The sequence below is a fragment of the Kineosporia sp. R_H_3 genome (genome assembly GCF_002198675.1).
Classification (GTDB): domain Bacteria; phylum Actinomycetota; class Actinomycetes; order Actinomycetales; family Kineosporiaceae; genus R-H-3.
In genome coordinates this window covers 1-20,127 of the sequence record NZ_MWLL01000102.1, presented here as the reverse complement: position 1 = coordinate 20,127, position 20,127 = coordinate 1, and the positions used below count along the sequence as shown (strand labels likewise).

Annotated in this window: 21 protein-coding genes; 17 read left to right on the top strand and 4 right to left on the bottom strand. The window is 74.6% G+C overall.

Going from position 1 to position 20,127, the window contains the following annotated elements; genetic code table 11:
- Positions 1-23: 23 nt before the first annotated feature.
- The 5 genes from ECOMGDLI_RS09475 to ECOMGDLI_RS09455 all read left to right on the top strand — a co-directional run bounded on the left by ECOMGDLI_RS09475 (position 24) and on the right by ECOMGDLI_RS09455 (position 2,380).
- Positions 24-455: a thiol-disulfide oxidoreductase DCC family protein gene (locus ECOMGDLI_RS09475; protein ID WP_088316407.1), complete on the top strand. Its 432-nt coding sequence runs from the start codon at positions 24-26 to the stop codon at positions 453-455.
- A 42-nt stretch (positions 456-497) separates the two neighbouring features.
- Entirely contained in the window at positions 498-1,043 is a 546-nt protein-coding gene (locus ECOMGDLI_RS09470; RefSeq protein WP_233153385.1) for an HIT domain-containing protein, read from the top strand.
- Positions 1,044-1,156: 113 nt separating this feature from the next.
- On the top strand, positions 1,157-1,468 hold the full coding sequence (locus ECOMGDLI_RS09465) for a helix-turn-helix transcriptional regulator (protein ID WP_088316439.1): 312 nt from the start codon (positions 1,157-1,159) through the stop codon (positions 1,466-1,468).
- Positions 1,465-1,932, top strand: a complete 468-nt coding sequence (locus tag ECOMGDLI_RS09460) for a hypothetical protein (protein WP_143447607.1) — start codon at positions 1,465-1,467, stop codon at positions 1,930-1,932. The genes ECOMGDLI_RS09465 and ECOMGDLI_RS09460 overlap by 4 nt, the downstream gene beginning before the upstream one ends.
- A gap of 22 nt (positions 1,933-1,954) precedes the next feature.
- Complete coding sequence (locus ECOMGDLI_RS09455) at positions 1,955-2,380, top strand: hypothetical protein (RefSeq protein ID WP_088316403.1); 426 nt, start codon at positions 1,955-1,957, stop codon at positions 2,378-2,380.
- Positions 2,381-2,502: 122 nt separating this feature from the next.
- On the opposite strand, the gene ECOMGDLI_RS09450 is transcribed toward ECOMGDLI_RS09455, so the two are convergent.
- Positions 2,503-4,668, bottom strand: a complete 2,166-nt coding sequence (locus tag ECOMGDLI_RS09450) for an elongation factor G-like protein EF-G2 (RefSeq protein WP_088316401.1) — start codon at positions 4,666-4,668, stop codon at positions 2,503-2,505.
- 130 nt (positions 4,669-4,798) lie between these two features.
- Here ECOMGDLI_RS09450 and pgsA point away from each other — a divergent pair, with 130 nt between their 5' ends.
- From pgsA to ECOMGDLI_RS09425, 5 genes are all read left to right on the top strand, one after another.
- Complete coding sequence (pgsA, locus tag ECOMGDLI_RS09445; protein ID WP_088316398.1) at positions 4,799-5,476, top strand: phosphatidylinositol phosphate synthase; 678 nt, start codon at positions 4,799-4,801, stop codon at positions 5,474-5,476.
- Entirely contained in the window at positions 5,469-6,449 is a 981-nt protein-coding gene (locus ECOMGDLI_RS09440; RefSeq protein WP_088316396.1) for a phosphatidylinositol mannoside acyltransferase, read from the top strand. The genes pgsA and ECOMGDLI_RS09440 overlap by 8 nt, the downstream gene beginning before the upstream one ends.
- A gap of 23 nt (positions 6,450-6,472) precedes the next feature.
- On the top strand, positions 6,473-7,651 hold the full coding sequence (locus ECOMGDLI_RS09435; RefSeq protein WP_088316394.1) for a glycosyltransferase family 4 protein: 1,179 nt from the start codon (positions 6,473-6,475) through the stop codon (positions 7,649-7,651).
- Positions 7,641-8,237: a hypothetical protein gene (locus ECOMGDLI_RS09430; RefSeq protein ID WP_198954722.1), complete on the top strand. Its 597-nt coding sequence runs from the start codon at positions 7,641-7,643 to the stop codon at positions 8,235-8,237. The genes ECOMGDLI_RS09435 and ECOMGDLI_RS09430 overlap by 11 nt, the downstream gene beginning before the upstream one ends.
- Before the next feature lie 88 nt (positions 8,238-8,325).
- Positions 8,326-8,895 (top strand): VanZ family protein, encoded by a 570-nt coding sequence (locus ECOMGDLI_RS09425; RefSeq protein ID WP_198954721.1) that lies wholly within the window; start codon positions 8,326-8,328, stop codon positions 8,893-8,895.
- 37 nt (positions 8,896-8,932) lie between these two features.
- Here ECOMGDLI_RS09425 and ECOMGDLI_RS09420 read toward each other — a convergent pair whose 3' ends face one another.
- Positions 8,933-11,338 carry an immune inhibitor A domain-containing protein gene (locus tag ECOMGDLI_RS09420; RefSeq protein ID WP_088316391.1) on the bottom strand — a complete coding sequence of 802 codons (2,406 nt, stop codon included), beginning with the start codon at positions 11,336-11,338 and terminating at the stop codon, positions 8,933-8,935.
- A gap of 205 nt (positions 11,339-11,543) precedes the next feature.
- Positions 11,544-13,007, bottom strand: coding sequence for a PLP-dependent aminotransferase family protein (locus ECOMGDLI_RS09415; protein WP_158220954.1), 1,464 nt, complete (start codon positions 13,005-13,007; stop codon positions 11,544-11,546).
- An 82-nt stretch (positions 13,008-13,089) separates the two neighbouring features.
- On the opposite strand from ECOMGDLI_RS09415, the gene pdxS reads away from it, so the two are divergent.
- Positions 13,090-14,022 (top strand): pyridoxal 5'-phosphate synthase lyase subunit PdxS, encoded by a 933-nt coding sequence (gene pdxS / locus ECOMGDLI_RS09410; RefSeq protein WP_088316387.1) that lies wholly within the window; start codon positions 13,090-13,092, stop codon positions 14,020-14,022.
- 123 nt (positions 14,023-14,145) lie between these two features.
- Positions 14,146-15,129, top strand: a complete 984-nt coding sequence (locus ECOMGDLI_RS09405; RefSeq protein WP_088316385.1) for a matrixin family metalloprotease — start codon at positions 14,146-14,148, stop codon at positions 15,127-15,129.
- A 35-nt stretch (positions 15,130-15,164) separates the two neighbouring features.
- Here the strand turns inward: ECOMGDLI_RS09405 and kynU are convergent, their stop codons facing one another.
- Entirely contained in the window at positions 15,165-16,502 is a 1,338-nt protein-coding gene (gene kynU, locus ECOMGDLI_RS09400) for a kynureninase (protein ID WP_088316383.1), read from the bottom strand.
- Between kynU and ECOMGDLI_RS09395 the strand changes: the two genes are divergently transcribed.
- From ECOMGDLI_RS09395 to ruvC, 5 genes are all read left to right on the top strand, one after another.
- Positions 16,492-17,418, top strand: coding sequence for an ABC transporter substrate-binding protein (locus ECOMGDLI_RS09395; protein WP_088316381.1), 927 nt, complete (start codon positions 16,492-16,494; stop codon positions 17,416-17,418). The genes kynU and ECOMGDLI_RS09395 overlap by 11 nt on opposite strands.
- A gap of 2 nt (positions 17,419-17,420) precedes the next feature.
- Positions 17,421-18,038 (top strand): pyridoxal 5'-phosphate synthase glutaminase subunit PdxT, encoded by a 618-nt coding sequence (gene pdxT / locus ECOMGDLI_RS09390; RefSeq protein WP_369812734.1) that lies wholly within the window; start codon positions 17,421-17,423, stop codon positions 18,036-18,038.
- 78 nt (positions 18,039-18,116) lie between these two features.
- Positions 18,117-18,875 carry a YebC/PmpR family DNA-binding transcriptional regulator gene (locus ECOMGDLI_RS09385; RefSeq protein ID WP_088316379.1) on the top strand — a complete coding sequence of 253 codons (759 nt, stop codon included), beginning with the start codon at positions 18,117-18,119 and terminating at the stop codon, positions 18,873-18,875.
- 4 nt (positions 18,876-18,879) lie between these two features.
- Complete coding sequence (locus ECOMGDLI_RS09380; RefSeq protein WP_088316377.1) at positions 18,880-19,539, top strand: rhomboid-like protein; 660 nt, start codon at positions 18,880-18,882, stop codon at positions 19,537-19,539.
- Positions 19,540-19,543: 4 nt separating this feature from the next.
- Positions 19,544-20,127 (top strand): crossover junction endodeoxyribonuclease RuvC (gene ruvC / locus ECOMGDLI_RS09375; RefSeq protein WP_143447606.1); only part of this gene is annotated, 584 nt, incomplete at its 3' end.

Below are 20,127 nucleotides of genomic sequence, written 5' to 3'. Positions count from 1 at the left end.
CGGGCGCGGGGGACCATGGTCCTGTGACCACCTCCGCGAACCGCCCGGCGCCTCCCGTGCTCGTCTACGACGGCGACTGCGGGTTCTGCACACGGTCGGCCCTCGTGGCGCGCCGGTTCGTCATGCCGGCCGGCGGCACCGTCGTCGCGTCGTACGACCTCGACCTCGACGCCTTCGGGCTGACCATGGACGAGTGCCTCGAGGCGCTGCAGTTCGTCGACTCCCGGGGCCGGGTGCACGCGGCCCAGGACGCCGTCGCGCACCTGCTGCTCGCGGGTGCCCCGTGGTGGAGGCCGCTCGGCGCGGTCCTGCTCGTGCCCGGCCTCAACGCCGTCGCCGGGGTGCTCTACCGGGCCGTGGCCCGCAACCGGTACCGGCTGCCCGGCGGCACCGCCGCGTGCGCGATGCCCGCGCAGCCGCGGCAGGAGCCGCAGCACCCGGAGCGCGCCGCCTGACCTGCCGGATCCGGGCCGGGGCTTCGGCCTAGGATCGTGCCCGTGACCGTCGAGCCGTCGTGGGAGCTGGCCGGGGCCGCCGACGGGTTCGAGCGCCTCTGGACGCCGCACCGCATGGCGTACCTGCAGGGCGAGGACAAGCCGGAGAACGGCGACGCCGGGCCGCAGTGCCCGTTCTGCCGCGCTCCCGGGCGGGACGACGCGACCGGGCTCGTGGTCCGCCGCGGGCAGCACGCGTACGTCGTCATGAACCTCTACCCGTACAACACCGGGCACGTCATGGTCTGCCCGTACCGGCACGTCGCGATGTACCCCGACCTCGACGCCGACGAGACCGCCGAGGTCGCCGCGCTGACGAAGACCGCGATGCGGGTGCTCGCCGAGATCTCCGGCTGCCACGGCTTCAACATCGGGATGAACCAGGGCCCGGTCGCCGGCGCCGGCATCGCCGCCCACCTGCACCAGCACGTCGTCCCGCGCTGGGGCGGGGACTCGAACTTCCTGCCGATCATCGGGCAGACGAAGGCGCTCCCCGAACTGCTCGGCGACACCCGCGAGCGGCTCGCCGCGGCCTGGCCGGCGGACTGAGCCGCCGTCCGCCCGCTGCGTCGGGCGGACCTGCACGACGCACCGTTCGGCCCCGATCGATGGTTGTTCTCTACCTAGGGGCTAAGTAGAGTAAAACCATGCGCTCGCCCCGGATGACGATCCCGACCCAGCTCGTGCTGCGGCTGCTGCTCGCCGAGCCGGGGCGCGAGCTGTACGGGGTGGAGATCGGCGACGGCACCGGCCTGCCGAGCGGGACCGTGCACCCGATCCTCGCCCGGCTCGAGGCGATCGGCTGGGTCGAGTCCCGCTGGGAGGACGTCGACCCGAGCGCCGCGGGGCGCCCGGCGCGGCGGTACTACCGGGTGACGGCGGACGGCGCGGAGCTCGCCCGTGACGCCGTCGCCCGGGCCTACACCGGACGCCGGTCGCCAGGGGTGGCCGGCGCCCTTCCGGAACCGTCATGAGCGGCCGGCGGACTGGGTGGTCCCTGGTCGGGCCCGGCACCCGGGGGCGCAGCGAGGGGGCCGCCCCCGGGTCGCCGGGCCGCCCGGCCAGGTGGGCGGTCCGGGTCGCGGTGCAGGTGCTGCCCGCGGGCGCGGTCCGTGACCGCTACCGCGACGAGTTCGTCGCGGAGCTCTACGGGATGCCCCTGCGTCGTCGGCTGCGGCACCTCGCCGGCGTCGCGGCCGCCATGCCGACGCTCGGCGCGGTCGTCCGGAAGGCCGGCCGGGAGTCGGCGGAGCAGCTCGACCGGCGGCCCCGGCGGAGGCTGCGCTGCGCGACGAACGTCCGGCACCGCTGGGGGACGTTCAGCACCGAGGACGGCAGCCGGTTCCGGGCGTGCGTCCTCTGCGGGAAGGACTACCCGGTCCGGGACGGCCGCGGCGACGACGACAACCGCACCCCGGGCATCTCGTACGGCATCTAGGCCTCGCTCGAACGGAGACGTCATGACCGCTGGCACCGGAGGGCCGGGGCGCCTGGCGCGACGCCTGGTCCGGCTCGTCGTCCGCACACTGCCCCGCGGTGAGCCGCGGCAGCGCTACCGGCAGGAGTTCCTCGCCGAGCTGCACGGGATGCCGCCCTCGCACCGTGCCCGGCACGTCGTCGGGCTCCTCGTCGGTGCGCCGCGGCTGAACGTCGTCGTCCGCCGCAGCCGGCGTGAGGCCTGGGAGGACGTCATGGGCCCCACCCGCAAACCTGTGCTCTGCCTCCTGCACCTGCGGCACCGCTGGGGAACCGTGCCGGCGGACGACGGGACCGGCTACGAGGGCTGCCTCGCCTGCGGGCGCAACAGGTCCGCCCGCACCGTGGACGTCCGGGAGAACCCGCGGGCCGTCGAGGAGGGCCTGCACTTCTTCGGCAGCTGGAACTGACGGCCCTCGTCACGACGGGTGGACGAGGGCACTCAGGCACCCGTCCTGCACACCCGGCGGCCCCGTGCGGGTCCTCCTGACGTGCAGGGCGGGTGCCCGAGCACCTCGTCCCGTGCGGCGGGTCAGCCGGCGGCTGCCGCGAGCACCTTCTCGACCTGGTGCTGCGGCATGAGGGCGTGCTTCACGTACTCGCGCGTGAAGGCGCCCGTGCCGTGCGCGAGGCTGCGCAGGTCGATGGCGTAGCGGGTCAGTTCGATGGCCGGGACCTCGCCCGCCACCTCGCTTCGGCCGTTGCCGACGGACGTCGTGCCGGTGACCCGGCCGCGGCGGGTCGACATGTCGCTCATGACCGTGCCGACGTACTCGTCGTCGACGACGACGCGGACGTCGTCGATCGGCTCGAGCAGGGCGACGCCCGCGGCGGCCGCGGCCTCCTTGAGGGCCAGCGAGCCGGCCATCTGGAAGGCGGCGTCCGAGGAGTCGACGCTGTGCGCCTTGCCGCCGACGAGGGTGACCCGCAGGTCGACCATCGGGTACCCGGCCCCGACGCCGCGCTCCATCTGCGCGCGGACGCCCTTCTCGACGCTCGCGATGAACTGCCGCGGGACGGCGCCGCCGACGACCTTGTCGACGAACTCGAAGCCGGAGCCCTCGGGGAGCGGCTCGACCTCGACGTCCGCGACGGCGAACTGGCCGTGCCCGCCGGACTGCTTGACGTGCCGGCCGTGCCCGGACGCCGCCTTGGCGAACGTCTCGCGCAGGGCCACCTTGACCGACTGGGTGTCGACCTCGGTGTTGTACTTGCTCCGCAGCCGGTCCAGGAGCACCTCGAGGTGCGCCTCGCCCATCGACCACACGACCATCTGGCGGGTGTCGGGGTTGACCTCCACGCGCACGGTCGGGTCCTCGGCGACGAGCCGGCCCAGGCCCTGCGAGAGCTTGTCCTCGTCGGCGCTCGTGCGGGCCGTGACGGCGGTCGGCAGCAGCGGCTCGGGCATGACCCACGGCTCCATGAGCGCGGGGGCGGACGGCGCCGAGAGGGTGTCGCCGGTCTCCGCGCGGCTCAGCCGGGCGACGGCCACGATGTCGCCGGCGACGCCGCGGGTCACCGGCGCCAGGCTGCCGCCGAGGATCGTCGAGACGGCTCCCACCCGCTCGTCGACGTCGTGGTCGGGGTGCCCGCGGTCGGAGCCTGCGAACTGGGCGAAGTGCCCGGAGACGTGCACGGTCATGTCCTGAGCGAGCGTGCCGGAGAAGATCCGGACGACGCTGACGCGGCCGACGAAGGAGTCCGTCGTCGTCTTGACGACCTCGGCGACGAGCGGGGCCGCCGGGTCGCACTCGACCGCCTCGCGCGGCGACCCGTCGGGGGTGGTCACGGTCGGCAGCGGGTGCTCCAGCGGCGAGGGGAACCCGCGCAGGATCACCTCGACGAGCTCGGGGACGCCGAGCCCGGTCAGCGCGTCGACCGGCAGCACCGGGTGGAACGACCCGCGGGCGACGGCCTTCTCCAGGTCCTCGACGAGGGTGTCGAAGCCGACCTCCTCGCCGCCGAGCCAGCGGTCGAGCAGGGTGTCGTCCTCGGACTCCTGGATGATCCCCTCGATGAGGGACTGCCGCAGGGTCTCGATGAGCTCGATGTGCTGCGGGTCGGCCTCGCGCTCGACCCGGGTGCCGGAGGAGGAGTCGAAGATCTTCTGCGACAGCAGGCCGATGAGCCCGGCCGGCATCTCGTCGTCCCCGAGCAGCGGCAGGTAGAGCGGCTGGACGCCCTCGCCGAAGACCCGCTGGCAGATCGCGAGCGCCTCGTCGAAGTCGCCGCGCTGCTGGTCGAGGTGGGTGACGACGACGGCCCGGGGCATCCCGACCGACGCGCACTCCTCCCAGAGCATCCGGGTGATGCCGTCGACGCCGTCCACGGCCGAGACGACGAAGAGGGCGGCATCAGCCGCCCTCAGACCTGCCCGGACCTCACCGACGAAGTCGGCGTGCCCGGGGGTGTCGACGAAGTTGACCTTGACGGCCCCCGTCACCCCCTCGACGGCCACCGAGGCCACCGCCAGGGAGACCGACCTGCCGAGCTTGTGCTCGATGTCCTCGTGGTCGCAGACGGTGGTGCCGTCCTCCGTGCGGCCGGCCCGGCTGACGGCGCCGGTGCCCGCGAGCAGGGCCTCCACGAGCGTCGTCTTGCCCGCCGCGGCGTGGCCGATGAGCACGACGTTCCGTATCCGGTCCGGCGTGACCTGCTCGAACGCTTCCGTACCGCGTGGCCTGACGTTGCCCGCCATGAGACCTCCTCGTCCGACGTCCCCCCGCACCGAAGCGGTGCGCTTCGTGTGCTGACAAACCTGTACCCGTCCCGTCGCGCAGAGCAAGGGGGACCTTCGTCGGCGCACCCCGGATAGAGTGCTGCCTGCCATGCTCAACCGCTTCGCACGAGCGCTCTTCACCCGCCTGCTGACTCCTGTCGCGCGGGTGCTCCTCGGCGTCGGGATCAGCCCGGACGTCGTCACGCTCGTCGGGACGCTCGGCGTCTGCTTCGGGGCGCTGGCCTTCTACCCGCGGGGCGAGTTCCTCTGGGGCACCCTCGTCATCACCGCGTTCGTGTTCTCGGACACGGTCGACGGCATCATGGCCCGCTCGATGAACCGGTCGAGCGCCTGGGGCGCCTTCCTCGACTCCACCCTCGACCGCGTCGGCGACGCCGCCGTCTTCGGCGGGCTCGTCCTCTACTACGCGGGCGGCTCCCGCGGACGCGACACCGTCATGGCCGCACTGGCGCTGGCCTGCCTCGTGCTCGGCAGCGTCGTCTCCTACGCCCGGGCCCGCGCCGAGGGGCTCGGGATGACCGCGAGCGTCGGGATCGCCGAGCGTGCTGACCGGCTCGTCACCGTGCTGCTGGCGACCGGCCTCGTGGGTCTGTACTGGAAGACCGGCTACGGCCTGCCCGAGGTGGTCCTCCTCGTGGTCCTCGCGGTGCTCGCCGTCGCGAGCCTCGTGACCGTCGTCCAGCGCATGCTCACCGTCCGCACCCAGGCGCTCGCCCGGCTGCGCGAGCAGGCCGCGGGCGGGGCGGCGGGGCCGGTCGATGCGTGAGCGCCTGGTCCTCTGGGCCTACTCCGCGGGCTGGCGCCTGGTCCGCTCGCTGCCCGAGCGCAGCGCGTACCTCGTCTTCTCCGTGCTCGCCGAGTTCACCTGGATGCGCCAGGGCGCGGGCGTCCGCCAGCTCGAGAAGAACCTCGAGCGGGTCCTCCCGGGCGCCAGCCCGATGAAGATCAAGACGGTGTCCCGCAAGGGGATGCACTCGTACATGCGGTACTGGTGCGACGCCTTCCGGCTGCCCGACTGGTCGAGCGAGCGGATCCTCGCGACGTGCCGCGCCGAGGGCGACGGACCGGTCCGGGAGGCACTCGCGGCCGGGCGCGGCGTCGTCATGGCACTGTCGCACAGCGGCAACTGGGACCACGCCGGTGCCTGGTCGACGCTCGCGATGGCCCGCGTGACGACGGTCGCCGAGCGGCTGCGGCCCGAGGAGCTCTACGAGCGGTTCCTCGACTTCCGCAAGGAGCTCGGGATGGAGGTCCTCCCGCACGACGGCGGCGGCGAGGTCTTCGGCACCCTCGTCCGGCGGCTGCGGACCGGCGGGTTCGTCCCGCTGCTCGCGGACCGCGACCTCACGGCGTCCGGCGTCCCGGTGCAGATCTTCGGCGACACGGCGCGGATGGCCGCCGGGCCGGCGTCCCTGGCCCTCGTCGCGGACGCGGCGCTGTTCCCGGTGTCGATCCGGTACGAGCGGCTCAAGCGGGCGGGCGCCCCGGCCCGGTGGGGGACGGTCATCCACTTCCACCCCGAGGTCGTCGCCCCGTCGACCGGTCAGCGCGCGACGAAGGTGCAGGCGATGACGCAGGCCTGCGCCGATGCGCTCGCCGCCGGGATCGCCGCGCACCCGCAGGACTGGCACATGCTCCAGCGCGTCTTCGTCGCGGACTACGTGTCCGACATCGTCCCGGAGACCCCCGGCGGCGCGGGCGCGACGGGCGGCCCCGAACGGCCGCGCCGCGCCGGCTGACCCGCCGGACGACGGGACCCGGGATGCGGATCGGGATCGTCTGCCCGTACTCGTTCGACGTGCCGGGCGGGGTGCAGTTCCACGTGCGGGACCTCGCGGAGCACCTGCTCGGGGGCGGTCACGTGGTGAGCGTCCTCGCCCCCGCGGACGACGACACCCCGGTCCCGGCGTACGTGGAGGCCGCGGGGCGCGCCGTCCCCGTGAAGTACAACGGCTCGGTCGCGCGGCTGCAGTTCGGGCCGGTGAGCGCCGGCCGGGTGCGCCGCTGGCTCGACGAGGGCGACTTCGACGTCCTCCACATCCACGAGCCGGTCGCGCCGTCGCTGTCGCTGCTCGCGCTGTGGATCGCCACCGGTCCCATCGTCGCGACCTTCCACACCGCGAACCTGCGCTCGCGCGCTATGCAGGTCGCCCAGCCCCTCGTCCGGCCGAGCCTGGAGAAGATCTCCGCGCGGATCGCCGTGAGCGAGGACGCCCGCCGCACCGTCGTCGAGCACCTCGGCGGGGACGCCGTCGTCATCCCCAACGGGGTCTTCGTCGACCGGTTCGCCGCGGCGCCGACCGACCCGGCGTGGACGGGCACCCCGGCCCGGCCGACCGTGGCGTTCCTCGGCCGCACCGACGAGCCGCGCAAGGGCCTGCCCGTGCTCCTCGAGGCCGTGCCGGCGCTGCGTGCCGTGCACCCGGGGCTGCGCGTGCTCGTGCTCGGCCGCGGGGACGCCGACGACCTCATCGCCGGGCTCGGGCCGCACGCCGCCGCGGTGGAGATGCTCGGCCCGCTCGACGACGACGCGAAGGCCCGGCTGCTGCGCTCGGTCGACGTCTACGTCGCGCCGCACACGGGCGGCGAGAGCTTCGGGATCGTCCTCGTCGAGGCGATGAGCGCCGGTGCGCCGGTCGTCGCGAGCGACCTCGGGGCGTTCCGCCGGGTGCTCGACGACGGCGACCTCGGCGTCCTGTTCCGGGCCGGTGACGCGGGGGCGCTCGCGACGGCGCTGCTCGCGACGCTCGCCGACGAGCCCGGACGGCGCGCGGTCGCCGACCGGGCGTCGCTCGCCGTCCGCCGGTACGACTGGTCGCGGGTCGCCGAGCAGGTGCTGTCGGTCTACGAGACCGTGCGGATCGGCACCGACCGGGTCGGCGAGGACCCGGTCTCGCGCGGGCTGCTGACCCGCTGGCGGGAGGGCCGGCGTGACGCGTGACTGGCTCGTGGGCGCGGCCGGATGGCTGCCGCTCGTGCTCGCCCTGCTGCTCGTGCTCGGCTGGTACCTGTCGTACTCGGCGGCCCGGCTCGACCGGCTCCACCACAAGGTCGAGTCCTCGCGCGCGGCCCTCGACGCCCAGCTCGTGCGGCGGTGCGTCGCGGCGCTCGAGCTCGCACCCTTCCTCGACCCGGCGACCGGGCTGCTCCTCGCGGACGCCGCGGCCACCGCCCTCGAGGCGGGCGAGCAGGGGGTCCCCGGCCCGGCCCTCGAGGAGGCCGAGAGCGACCTCACGCGGGCGCTCGAGGCGGCCCTCGACGACACCGGGCACGTGACGGCGCTCGCCCGGGACGCGACCGCGCGGGAGGCCCTCGCGGTGCTCCGGCAGGCGTGCGAGCGGGTGGAGCTGGCCCGGCGGTTCCACAACGAGGCCGTGGCCCAGGCGCAGCGGGTGCGACGCAAGCGGGTCGTCCGGTGGGCGCGGCTCGCGGGCCACGCCGCCTGGCCGGTGACCGTCGAGATCGACGACGGCGCGCCGTCCGGGCTCGGCGCCGGTCTCGACGCGGCGGCGGCCCGGGCCCGCTGAGGACGCCGCGTGCAGGTCCTGCGGAGGAACCGTGGGGAAGCCCGCGTCCGCGGACCGTCACGGCCGGGCCGCCCGTAGCGTCGCGGCCGTGCACATCTGGGCCTACGTCGACGCCCCGCTCGCGCTCGCCGTCCTCGGGACGGCCCTCGTCGTCCTCGGGGGTGCGGGCGTGGTCGCGTGGCGGCGCGGCGCGGACGGCGGGGTCGTCGCCGCCCGGGTGCTCCTGGCCGCCGGGACCGGGGCGATGCTCGTGCTCGGGCTCACGGGCGGCTCGGACGCCCGGGCCGGGGTCAACCTCGTGCCGCTGCGGGGGATCGTCGGGCAGGCCCACAACCCGGACCCCGGCCTGCTCGTCGTCAACCTCCTCGGCAACGTCCTCGCGTTCGCACCGGCCGGTGCGCTCGCCGTGCCGGCCCTGCGCCGCGGCCTGCTCGGCGGGACGCTCGCCGGGACGGCGGTGTCCGTCGTCATCGAGGTCGTCCAGCTCGGGCTCGGCCGCGTCTTCGACGTCGACGACCTGCTGCTCAACGCGCTCGGGGCCGCGCTCGGCGCGTGGTGCGCCGTGGGCGTCCGGGCGGCGCGGGCCCGGCGCCGGGCCGCCGCGGACGGGCCGGACGCCGGACCGGGCCGGGAGCGAGTGCTCCCGGCCCGGCCCTGACGTGCTGGTGGTGCTGGCGTGCTGGTCGTGCGGGTCGTCAGCCCTTCGACTTCGAGACCTGGATGGTCATCGTCGTCTTGTTCTGCTTGAGCACCGTGATCCGGACGCCGGCGTCCGGCACCTTGACCCCGGCCGTGGGGGCCGAGGCGTACCAGTAGGTGCGGGCGTCGTCGAAGACCGGCTGCGCCTTCTGGCTCGGGATCTTGTTCGCGACGCTGTTGACGTGGAGCGTGAGCCCGTCCGTCCGGTGCGTCGAGAACGGTGCGTCGTACACCTGGACGCGAGCGCGCCACGGCGTGCCGTCGTTGCGCAGCAACGGCTTCGGGTGCGAGTCCACGGGGAGGATGAGGCCCTCACCGGGGTGCTCGCTCTTGTTGTTGTCCCCGAACGAGGTGTCCCAGTACGACACGAGCAGGCCGTTGCCGTACGGGAAGTGCTCCACCTTGTTCGGGTACTTGTTCGCGAACCCGAAGTTGTACGGACCCGTCTTCAGGTACGTGTCGTAGGACGTGTAGGCCCGGTAGGACGCGATGTAGAAGTGCGCGAACTCCTGCGTCGTCGTGGCCCCGACGGCGCTGAAGCCGTCGGCCGTCCACCCGTTCGCACCGGACTCGGCGCCGTCCGTGAAGACGGTCGTCGTGCCCGACGTGAGCGTGATGTCGTCGGCGAAGAAGCCGAGCCCGCCCGCGGCGCCGTCGGTCGAGTAGCGCAGACGCAGGCCCACCGTCTTGCCGGCGTACGCCGACAGGTCGAACGTCGCGTCGACCCAGCCGTCGCTCGTGCCGTCGACGCCGTTGTTCTCGGCCGGGTTCGTGATGCTGCCGGCGACGGCCTTGAAGCCGGTGCCGTCGTCGACCTCGACGTAGGCGTAGTCGCACGGGTCGGGGCCGCAGTCCTCGATGTCCCAGTTGGCCGCGAAGCTCAGCGTCGCCGGGCCGGACGGCAGCGTGACGCTGCGGGTCAGGGTGTTGTCCAGGTCGTCACCGGCACCGGACCACCAGGAGGCGGCACCGGTCTTCGGCGGGACGAGGTCCCGGGTCACGGACTTGTCGGGCAGCGTGACGACGACGCCCTGCGGGTCCTTGGTGTTGTACTCGTGCGGGCCGAGGTTCAGCGTCTTCTTCGTGCCGGCCGCGACGACGTCGTAGTCGAACCAGCCGAGCTGGAGCTTGTCCCACGCGGAGAGGTCCGCCGCCCGGGTGCCGATGCCCTGGTCGCCCGGGGCCCACGCGCGGCTCTGCGCCATGAGCGTCCACCAGTCGACGCCGTTGTCCGGGCCGCCGGCCGTGTCGTAGTGGTCCGGCAGACCGAGGTCGTGGCCGTACTCGTGGACGAAGACCGACAGGCCGCCGTTCTCGGGCTGGATGGTGTAGTCGCCGATCCAGACGCCGGTGTCACCGACCTGGGTGCCGCCGAGCGGTGCGCCCGCCGGTCCCTCGGAGCCGATGCCGCCCTGGAACGCGTACCAGCGGTGGCTCCAGACGGCGTCCTCGCCCTGGAACGGGTCGCCGTCCGCCTCGTCGCCGCCCGCGTGGACGATCTGGAAGTGGTCGATGTAGCCGTCCGGCTCGTCGAAGTTGCCGTCGCCGTCGACGTCGTAGCGGTCCCACTGGTCGTACGCGGCGAGGTCGGCCTTGATCTGCGCGTCGGTGCGGCCGGCCGCCTGCTGGTCGGCGACCCACTGGTTCGCGGCGTCACGGACGAGGTCCCACGTGTTCGAGCAGACGATGCCCGCGCACGGGAACCCGCCGCTGCGGCCGTAGCGCGCCTCGTTGTAGCGGACCTTCACCCAGTCGCTCACCGTGCCGTCGACCGAGTACCGGCCCGAGGACTGGCGCTCGTAGTAGGTCTTGACCGACTCGACCCCGGCGCCCGTGCCGAAGTAGAGCTGCTGGTAGTAGCCGCGGTTGTAGTCCGGCTGCCAGACGGTGGAGTTGTCCTTGGCGTCCGGCGCCGGGATCGCGTTGTGCAGCGGGCCGTCGAACACCGTCGGGCCCGGGGTGTCCGGGTCGGTGTCCTGGTCCGGGTACAGCGGGTCCCGCTCGTTGCCGAACTCGGCGAGGATGACGAAGATCTTGTCGGTCTTCTGCCGCGCGAGCTCGACGTAGTTGTGCGTCCGGTTGCGGTTGTTGGACGCCGACCGGCTCCGCGCGCCGGCGTCGGCGGCCGTCGCCGTCGCGCCGGGGCCGAGGTCGACGACGGTGCTGCCGTTCTTGGTGACGGCTGTCGCGTCGCCCGAGATGACGCCCGTGAGCGCCTGCTGGCGCAGCGCACGGCGCTTGTCCTCGAGCGGGTTGGGCAGGTCGTGGACCTTGCCGTTGGAGACCGATCCTGGGCCGCCCGTCACGGCCTGCACCGGGCTCGCCGCGGCGGGGGTACCGCCGTAGAGCGAGCCGGTGCATGCCAGGGCGAGCCCGACAAGTCCGACGAGTGGTCGGCGCACGCATCCTCCCGAGATTCCGCCGTCGCCCCCGAGGCGCACGGCATACGAACGCCGAGGAGGTCGTCCTCGGCTGGGGGGACTCTAGAGACAAAACGCCACGCATGTCGCGGCATCCGCAGAGGATCTGCTGTCGTGTTCGGCACTCCGCACGAGAACCTGCGGCCGTCACCCAATCGTTACTGATCGCCCAAAGAGTGCAATCAACTCAAAGGGGGCCCGTCGTGGCGCGGACGGCGGCACCCAGAGCGGCCGCGACGTCCGGTGCGCGGTGGGTGGGGACGTTCCCGTAGCCGACGACGAGCCCGCCCGGCCCGGGCGCGACGCGGCACTGGGACAGGCCGAGGACCGCGAGCCCCCTTGCACGGGCCGCGGCCAGGACGGCGGCCTCGTCGGCGCCGTCCGGCAGCAGCCAGAGCACGTGCAGGCCGGCGTCCATGCTCGGGGACGCCGCCCCCGGTACGGAGGCCGACAGACCGGCGAGCATCGCCGTCCGGCGCCGCTGGTAGGAGCGCCGCATCCGCCGCAGGTGCCGGTCGTAGGCCCCGGAGCCGATGAGCCGGGCCAGGGCGTGCTGGTCGGGCGTCGGGGCGAGCGAGCCGAGCCGGCGCCGGGCCGCGGCGAGGTCGTCCGCGAGCCCGGCCGGGGCCACGAGCCAGCCGAGGTGCAGCCCGGGGGAGAGGGTCTTGCTCGTCGAGCCGAGGTACACGACGTGCTCGGGGGCGAGCGCCGCCAGGGCCCCGACCGGGCGGCGGTCGTACCGGAACTCGGCGTCGTAGTCGTCCTCGACGACCGTCCGGCGGCCGTTCGCGGCCCAGGCCGTGAGGGCCAGCCGACGCGGCGCCGACAGCGGCACCCCGGTCGGGAACTGGTGGGTCGGCGTGACGAAGACCGCGTCGACGTCGAGGGTGTCGAGCACGTCGACGCGCATCCCGTCGGCGTCGACCGGGACCGGGACGACCTCGAGGCCGCTGTCCCGCGCCGCCTCGCGCAGCCGCGGCCAGCAGGGGTCCTCGACGGCGACCCGCTGCGCCCCGCGGCGGCGCAGGGCGTCGCAGACGAGCCACACGCCGTTGCGGACGCCCGCGGTCACGTGCACCCGGGACGGTTCGGTGCGCACGCCCCGGACCCGCCGGAGGTAGTCCGCGACCGTCGCGCGCAGGGCCGGCGCACCGGCCGGGTCGGATCGGGCGAGGTCGGCGTCGGGCAGGTCGGTGAGCGCCCGGCCGACCGCCGCCCGCCACGCCGTCCGGGGGAAGGACGTGAGGTCCGGCAGGGCGGGGGACAGGTCGAGGACGGCGGTCGGCGCGGTGCCGGTGCCGGCGGTGCCGCCGGTGCCGCCCGGGGCGGGCGGGCTGGTCGCGGGCGGGGCGGTGTCCGGCCCGGACGGCGTGACCCCCGGGGCGACGACGGTGCCCGCGCCGACCCGGCCGGTGAGGTAGCCCTCCGCCTTGAGCTGGTCGTAGGCCTCGGTGACGACCCACCGGGAGAGCCCGAGGTCCTCGGCGAGCGCCCGGCTCGGCGGCAGCCGGTCGCCGGGGCGCAGCCGCCCCTCGGTGACCTGCGTGCGCAGCAGGGCGGCGAGCCGCTGGTGCGCGGGGCCGTGCGTGCCGTCGTCCGGCTGCCAGGGCACGAGCAGGCCCGTCACGCGATTGGACCGGTCAGACGGCATGAAGGTGGACTGTACCTGCGGGCCATTGCGGACGTAGCGTGAAGGCTGGCCCCAGGACCACCGACCGTGAAGGACCGCAGCGATGACCACCCCCGACCAGCAGGACCTGTCCGCCGGCACGACCGACGCCGGCCGCGTCGTCGGCACCTCCCGCGTCAAGCGCGGCATGGCCGACATGCTCAAGGGCGGCGTCATCATGGACGTCGTCACGCCCGAGCAGGCGAAGATCGCCGAGGACGCCGGCGCCGTGGCCGTCATGGCTCTCGAGCGGGTCCCCGCCGACATCCGTGCGCAGGGCGGCGTCTCCCGGATGAGCGACCCGGACATGATCGACGGCATCATCGCCGCCGTCTCGATCCCCGTCATGGCGAAGGCCCGCATCGGCCACTTCGTCGAGGCGCAGGTGCTCCAGTCGCTCGGCGTCGACTACATCGACGAGTCCGAGGTGCTCACGCCGGCCGACTACACGAACCACATCGACAAGTGGAAGTTCACCGTCCCCTTCGTGTGCGGTGCGACGAACCTCGGCGAGGCGCTGCGCCGGCTGTCCGAGGGGGCGGCGATGATCCGCTCCAAGGGCGAGGCCGGCACCGGCGACGTCTCCAACGCGACGACGCACATGCGCAAGATCAACGGTGAGATCCGCCGGCTCACGAGCATGTCCGAGGACGAGCTGTACGTCGCGGCCAAGGAGATCCAGGCCCCGTACGAGCTCGTCGTCGAGGTGGCCAGGCTGGGTCGGCTGCCCGTCGTCCTGTTCACCGCGGGCGGCATCGCGACCCCGGCCGACGCCGCGATGATGATGCAGCTCGGTGCGGACGGCGTCTTCGTCGGCTCGGGCATCTTCAAGTCGGGCAATCCGGCCGCCCGCGCCGAGGCGATCGTCAAGGCGACGACCTACCACGACGACCCCGACGTCATCGCCAAGGTCTCCCGCGGCCTCGGCGAGGCGATGGTCGGCATCAACGTCGACGAGATCCCGCAGCCGCACCGGCTGGCCGAGCGCGGCTGGTGAGCCGGGCGGCGGCTACGCCGTCCGGGTGACCCGGTCCCGCGCTCTGCCTGACCGCCGTCGGTCCGTGGTCCTACAGTGCGAGCGACGCCCGGAGGCGTCGTCGCCGGCTGCGGGGAGGCAGTGGTGGAGAGCCCGGACGACCTGCCCCGTTCGCCCTCGGGGCGGGTCCCCAAGTGGGTCGTGGACGAGCGGCTCCGCGGGCGGGTCGAGGAGACGCAGTTCCGGCCGCCGACGCGGCTCGCCCCGGTGCGCACGCGTCGGCGGTCCGCGTCCCTGCCCGCGATCGTGGCGCTCCTCGTCGTCGCGGTCGTCGTCTGGGTCGCCGTCCAGGGGCTGGCGCTCGGCGGGGGTGGCACCACGGCACCTCTCGCCGGGGCGTCGCCCACGGCGCGGCAGAGCACGCCGGCCGCCGGCAAGGACTTCCCGACGCCCGGGTTCGAGGAGGAGGCGACCCGGCTGCTGCCCCCGGCCACCGCGCCGAGGACGTCCACCGCCTGGCGCCCGTTCGACGTCCAGGTGGACGCCGCCGGCACGCCGACGACGACGCCGATCATGTGGGACCCGTGCCGGCCGATCCGGTACGTCGTGCGGCCCGACGGCGCCCCGCCCGGCGGCGCCGAGCTCGTCGCCGAGGGCTTCCGCGCCATGGAGAAGGCCACCGGGCTGAAGTTCGTGCCCGACGGCACGATCGACGAGGCGCCGTCGCGCCGCCGCAGCGGCTTCCAGCCGGACCGCTACGGCGACCGGTGGGCACCGGTGCTCGTCGCCTGGCAGAGCGCGGACGAGAACCCCGACTTCGCTGCGGACGTCGCGGGGCAGGCCGGCCCCGTCGGCGTCTCCTTCGAGGGCCGCCCCGACGTGTACGTGACCGGGTCGGTCGTGCTCGACGCGAAGAAGTTCAGCACGCTGCTCGCGGACCCGAAGGAGCGGAAGTTCGCCCGGCTGATCCTGCTGCACGAGCTGGGGCACCTCGTGGGCCTGGACCACGTCAACGACAAGGCGCAGGTCATGTACCCGTCGGCGACCGGGGAGATCACCGCGCTGGGGGACGGCGACCGCACCGGCCTGGCCGCCCTCGGTCGCGGCCCGTGCGCGCCGTGGCTGTGACCGGGCGCCTGCCCGGGTGAGGGGTCCGGCCCGGCTCAGGTGACGGTCGAGCGCTCCCGGAACTCCGGCCGCAGGTGCTCGTCCGCCGCGAGCACGTCGCGCAGGGCGAGCGCCGAGGTGAGCACGTCGGCGTGCGCGAGATAGAGGGGTGCGAAGCCCAGGCGGACGACGTCCGGGGTGCGGAAGTCCCCGACGACGCCACGTGCGATGAGCGCCTGCACGACGCCGTAGGCGTCCGGGTGCGCGAGCGCGACCTGGGAGCCGCGACGGTCGGGCTCGCGCGGGGTGACGAGCCGCAGACCCGCGCCCGCCGCTGCGGTCGCCGGGTCGTCCCGGCCGTCCGGTCCGCCCGGCAGCAGGCCGAGGGCGTCGAGGCACTCGACGAAGAACCCGGTGAGCGACAGCGACTTCGTCCGCACCTGCTCGGGCGCGAGCCCGTCGAAGGCCTCGAGCGCCGACTCCAGCGCGAGCAACGAGATGAGCGGCGGGGTGCCGACCCGCATCCGGGTCACCCCCGGCGCGGGTGCGTAGTCCGGGCCGAAGTCGAACGGCGCCGCGTGCCCGTGCCAGCCGGACAGCGGGTTCCGGACGTCGTCCTGCAGGTCGTGCCGGACGTAAACGAACGCCGGCGCGCCGGGCCCGCCGTTGAGGTACTTGTACCCGCAGCCGACCGCGAGGTCGACGCCGAGCGCGTCGAGGTCGACGGGCATCGCGCCGGCCGAGTGGCACAGGTCCCAGAGCGCGAGCGCGCCTGCGGCGTGCGTCGCGGCGGTGAGGCCGGCGACGTCCCAGCGCTCTCCCGTGCGGTAGTCCACGTGCGACAGCGACACGAACGCGACCTCGTGCCCGCGATCCTCGAGCAGCGCGGGGACGTCCGGCGGCGACGCGAGGACGACCTCGAACCCGTCGTCCCTCGACGCCGACTCCAGCACGTAGAGGTCCGTGGGGAAGGAGGCCGGGTCGGTGACGACGACCCGCCGCCCGGGCCGCAGCCGGGCCGCGGCCCGGTAGCACTTGTAGAGGTTGACGGACGTCGAGTCGCCGACGACGACCTGGCCCGGCGCCGCCCCGACGAGCCGGCCGACGGCGTCCCCGGCGCGGGTCTGCGCACCCCACCAGCCGTGGGTGTTCCAGGAGGCGATGAGGTCGCGGCCCCACTGCTGCCGCACGACCTCCGCCACGGCGTCCGGGACGTGCGACGGCAGCGCCCCGAGGGAGTTGCCGTCGAGGTACACGACGCCCTCGGGCAGGGTGAAGCGGCTGCGGGCGGCGGCGATCGGGTCGGCGGCGTCGAGGGACGCCGCGCGCTGGGTGAGGTCGTCCGGCGCGCTCACAGGAGGCTCCTTCTGGCAGGGTCGGGGTGTGCCGCGCATCGTCTCACTGCTGCCCTCGACGACCGAGTGGGTCCACGCCCTCGGCCTGGAGTCCGACCTCGTCGGCGTGACCTTCGAGTGCGACACCCCGCCCGACCCCCGGGTCGGGCGTGCGGTCGTCGTCGGCGGCCTCGACACCGCGGGCCTGGCGCCGGGCGAGATCGACGCGCTCGTCCGGGCGAAGGTCGCCGCGGGGGAGGACCTCTACACCCTCGACACCGACGCCATGGCGCGCCTGGCGCCCGAGGTCGTGCTCACGCAGGATCTGTGCCGGGTCTGCGCGCTCCCCGCGGACGCCGCCCGCGAGGCCGTCGAGCGGATCGGCTGCCCGGGCACCGTCCTCACGTTCGACCCGCACACCCTCGCCGAGGTGCTCGACGGGGCCACCGAGGTCGCCGCCGCGTGCGGTGCCGCCGACGCCGGGACGGCGCTGCGCGCGGCGCTCCAGGCGCGGCTCGACGCGGTCTCCCTCGGCGTCGCGGCGCGGCCGCGGCCGCGCGTCCTCGTCCTGGAGTGGACCGACCCGCCGTTCGTCGCCGGGCACTGGGTGCCCGACCTCGTCGCCGCGGCCGGTGGCGTCCCGGTCCTCGCGCGTGCCGGGGAGCGTTCGGTCCCGGCGTCGTGGGACGACGTCCGCGCCGCCGTCCGCACGGCCGACGCCGTGCTCGTCGCGCCGTGCGGCTACGGCCTCGCCGACGCGGTCGCCCAGGCGCACGCGGTCGTCGGCGTGCTCGGCGCCGACCTGCCGGCGGCCTGCGCCGTCCACGCGGTCGACGCCGGCGGCTTCGTCACCCGGCCCGGGCCGCGGGTCGTCGACGCCGTCGAGGCGCTCGCCGCGGCCTGGCACCCGGCGGCCGCGTCCGCCGCGGGGGTGACGCCGCGCCCCGGCGTCGTGGCCGCGGTCCGCCCCGCCTAGGCTTGACCATCGTGCCCACCGACCCCGTGATCGGCGTCCTCGCCGTCCAGGGCGACGTCCGCGAGCACCTCGCGGCGCTCGCCGAGTGCGACGTCGTCGCCCGCCCCGTCCGGCGCGCGACGGAGATCGCCGAGCTCGACGCGCTCGTCCTCCCGGGGGGCGAGTCGACGACGATCGACAAGCTCACCCGGGCCTTCGACCTGCGCGAGCCGATCCTCGACCGGCTCGAGGCCGGGATGCCGGCCTACGGGTCCTGCGCGGGGATGATCCTGCTCGCCGACCGGGTCGTCGACGCGATCGAGGGCCAGCAGACGTTCGGCGGGATCGACATGACGGTCCGCCGGAACGCCTTCGGCCGCCAGGTCGAGAGCTTCGAGGAGGACCTGCACGTCACCGGCGTCGAGGGGGAGCCGGTCCGCGCCGTGTTCATCCGCGCGCCCTGGGTCGAGCAGGTCGGGGACGCCGTCGAGGTGCTCGCGACCGTGGCCGAGGGGCCCGCCGCAGGTAGGATCGTCGCGGTGCGGCAGGGCAACCTGCTCGCGACGTCGTTCCACCCCGAGATCACCGGGGACATCCGTGTGCACCGGCTCTTCGTCGAGATGGTCCGCAGCGCCGGTTGACGCACCGCCCTGCGAGGCGGTCGCCCGCCGACGCGCACCACCGCCCGAGCCACCCGCACGCCCGACCAGGAGGCACTGATGTCCGGCCACTCCAAGTGGGCCACCACGAAGCACAAGAAGGCGGTCGTCGACGCCAAGCGCAGCAAGATGTTCGCCAAGCTCATCAAGAACATCGAGGTGGCGGCGCGCACCGGTGGCGGTGACCCGGCGGGCAACCCGACGCTCTACGACGCCATCACCAAGGCGAAGAAGTCGTCCGTGCCGAACAACAACATCGAGAACGCGGTCAAGCGCGGCTCGGGCGCCGAGGCCGGCGGCGCGGACTACCAGACGATCATGTACGAGGGGTACGGCCCGAACGGCGTCGCGCTGCTCGTCGAGTGCCTCACCGACAACCGCAACCGTGCGGCGGCCGAGGTCCGGACGGCGCTCACCCGCAACGGCGGCAGCCTCGCCGACCCGGGCAGCGTGTCCTACATGTTCACGCGCAAGGGCGTCATCGTCGTCCCGAAGAACGGCCAGAGCGAGGACGACGTCCTCATGGCCGTGCTCGACGCCGGTGCCGAGGAGGTCAACGACCTCGGGGAGTCGTTCGAGGTCGTCAGCGAGGCCACCGACCTCGTCGCGGTCCGGACGGCGCTCCAGGAGGCCGGGATCGACTACGACTCCGCCGACGCCCAGTTCGTGCCGAGCACCCAGATCCCGCTCGACGAGGACGGCGCCCGCAAGATCTTCCGCCTCATCGACGTCCTCGAGGACAGCGACGACGTCCAGAACGTCTACGCGAACTTCGACGTCGCGGACGACGTCATGGAGGCGCTCGACGCGTCCGACTGACCCCGTGCCGCAGCGCGCCTCCCGCCGGCGGGCCGGCCTGACGCCGCCCGGGCCCCTGATCCTCGGGTGCTCCTACGCCGCACTGCTCCTCGTGGTGGACCTGCTGGTGCGCGGCGTGCCGGAGGACGGGGGAGCGGCGGCCCGCGGGTGGGCCTCGACGAGCCTCGACAACCTGTCGGACGGCGTGCCCCACGCCCTCGGGGCGCTCGTGTCGTCGGCGTTCGTGCCGCAGGAGTCGGCCGGCTGGTGGGCACTGTTCGCGCTCGTCGGGTGCTGGGTCACCGGCCGGGCGCTCGGGGTGCGCGGCGCCGCGGCCCTCGCGGCGGCCGGGCACGTGGTCGGGACGCTGCTCTCCGAGGGACTGCTCGCGTGGCGGATCGGCCGTGGTGACGAGAGCGAGGCGCTGCGGGGCGTGCTCGACATCGGGCCCTCGTACGCCGTCGTCGCCCTGCTCGTCGCCGGGGCGGTCCGGGGCCGCCGGTTCGAGCGGGTGCCGGCCCTCGTCTGCTCCGCGCTCGTGGCGCCCTACCTGTTCGACGGGCTGACCGACCTCGACGTCACGGCGGTCGGGCACGCGACGGCCGTCGCGGTCGGCGGCGCGGCGGCCTTCCTCGCGACCCGCCGCGTCGCACGGCCGCAGCCGGCCGCGGGCGTGCGACGCTGAGCAGATGCGCGTGCTGGCGGTCGACCCGGGGCTGACCCGCTGCGGCGTCGGCGTCGTCGAGGGCCGCCGCGGCCGGGACGTCGTCCTCGTCGCCGTCGACGTCGTCACGACCCCCGCGACGGACGACCTGGGCGCCCGGCTGCTCGGGATCGGGGAGGCGCTCGCCGGCTGGCTGGACCAGGTGCGCCCGGACGTCGTCGCCGTCGAGCGGGTCTTCGCGCAGTCCAACGTCTCGACGGTCATGGGGACGGCGCAGGCCGCCGGGCTCGCGGTGTTCGCCGCGGCCCAGCGCGGCATCCCGGTCGCCGTCCACACGCCGTCCGAGGTCAAGGCTGCCGTCACCGGGGACGGCCGCGCGGGCAAGAAGCAGGTCGCCGCGATGGTCACCCGGATCCTCGACCTCGCCGAGACCCCGAAGCCGGCCGACGCCGCGGATGCCCTCGCCCTGGCGATCTGCCACCTGTGGCGCGGCGCCCCGGCCTCGGCGATGACGTCGGGCCTGCCCGGCAGCCAGACCGCCGCGCAGCAGGCGTGGCGCGAGGCCGCCGAGGTGGCCGGCCGGGCCGGCCGCGGGCGCCGGGTGCCGGC

What these genes read in the sequence shown, in the direction of transcription:
- ECOMGDLI_RS09455 (WP_088316403.1), top strand. Translation starts at nt 1,955, where the DNA reads ATGACCGCTGGCACCGGAGGGCCGGGGCGCCTGGCGCGACGCCTGGTC.
- kynU (WP_088316383.1), bottom strand. Translation starts at nt 16,502, where the DNA reads ATGCGCGGCACACCCCGACCCTGCCAGAAGGAGCCTCCTGTGAGCGCG.
- ECOMGDLI_RS09460 (WP_143447607.1), top strand. Translation starts at nt 1,465, where the DNA reads ATGAGCGGCCGGCGGACTGGGTGGTCCCTGGTCGGGCCCGGCACCCGG.
- pdxS (WP_088316387.1), top strand. Translation starts at nt 13,090, where the DNA reads ATGACCACCCCCGACCAGCAGGACCTGTCCGCCGGCACGACCGACGCC.
- ECOMGDLI_RS09415 (WP_158220954.1), bottom strand. Translation starts at nt 13,007, where the DNA reads ATGCCGTCTGACCGGTCCAATCGCGTGACGGGCCTGCTCGTGCCCTGG.
- ECOMGDLI_RS09450 (WP_088316401.1), bottom strand. Translation starts at nt 4,668, where the DNA reads ATGGCGGGCAACGTCAGGCCACGCGGTACGGAAGCGTTCGAGCAGGTC.
- pgsA (WP_088316398.1), top strand. Translation starts at nt 4,799, where the DNA reads ATGCTCAACCGCTTCGCACGAGCGCTCTTCACCCGCCTGCTGACTCCT.
- ECOMGDLI_RS09440 (WP_088316396.1), top strand. Translation starts at nt 5,469, where the DNA reads ATGCGTGAGCGCCTGGTCCTCTGGGCCTACTCCGCGGGCTGGCGCCTG.
- ECOMGDLI_RS09385 (WP_088316379.1), top strand. Translation starts at nt 18,117, where the DNA reads ATGTCCGGCCACTCCAAGTGGGCCACCACGAAGCACAAGAAGGCGGTC.
- ECOMGDLI_RS09465 (WP_088316439.1), top strand. Translation starts at nt 1,157, where the DNA reads ATGACGATCCCGACCCAGCTCGTGCTGCGGCTGCTGCTCGCCGAGCCG.
- ECOMGDLI_RS09435 (WP_088316394.1), top strand. Translation starts at nt 6,473, where the DNA reads ATGCGGATCGGGATCGTCTGCCCGTACTCGTTCGACGTGCCGGGCGGG.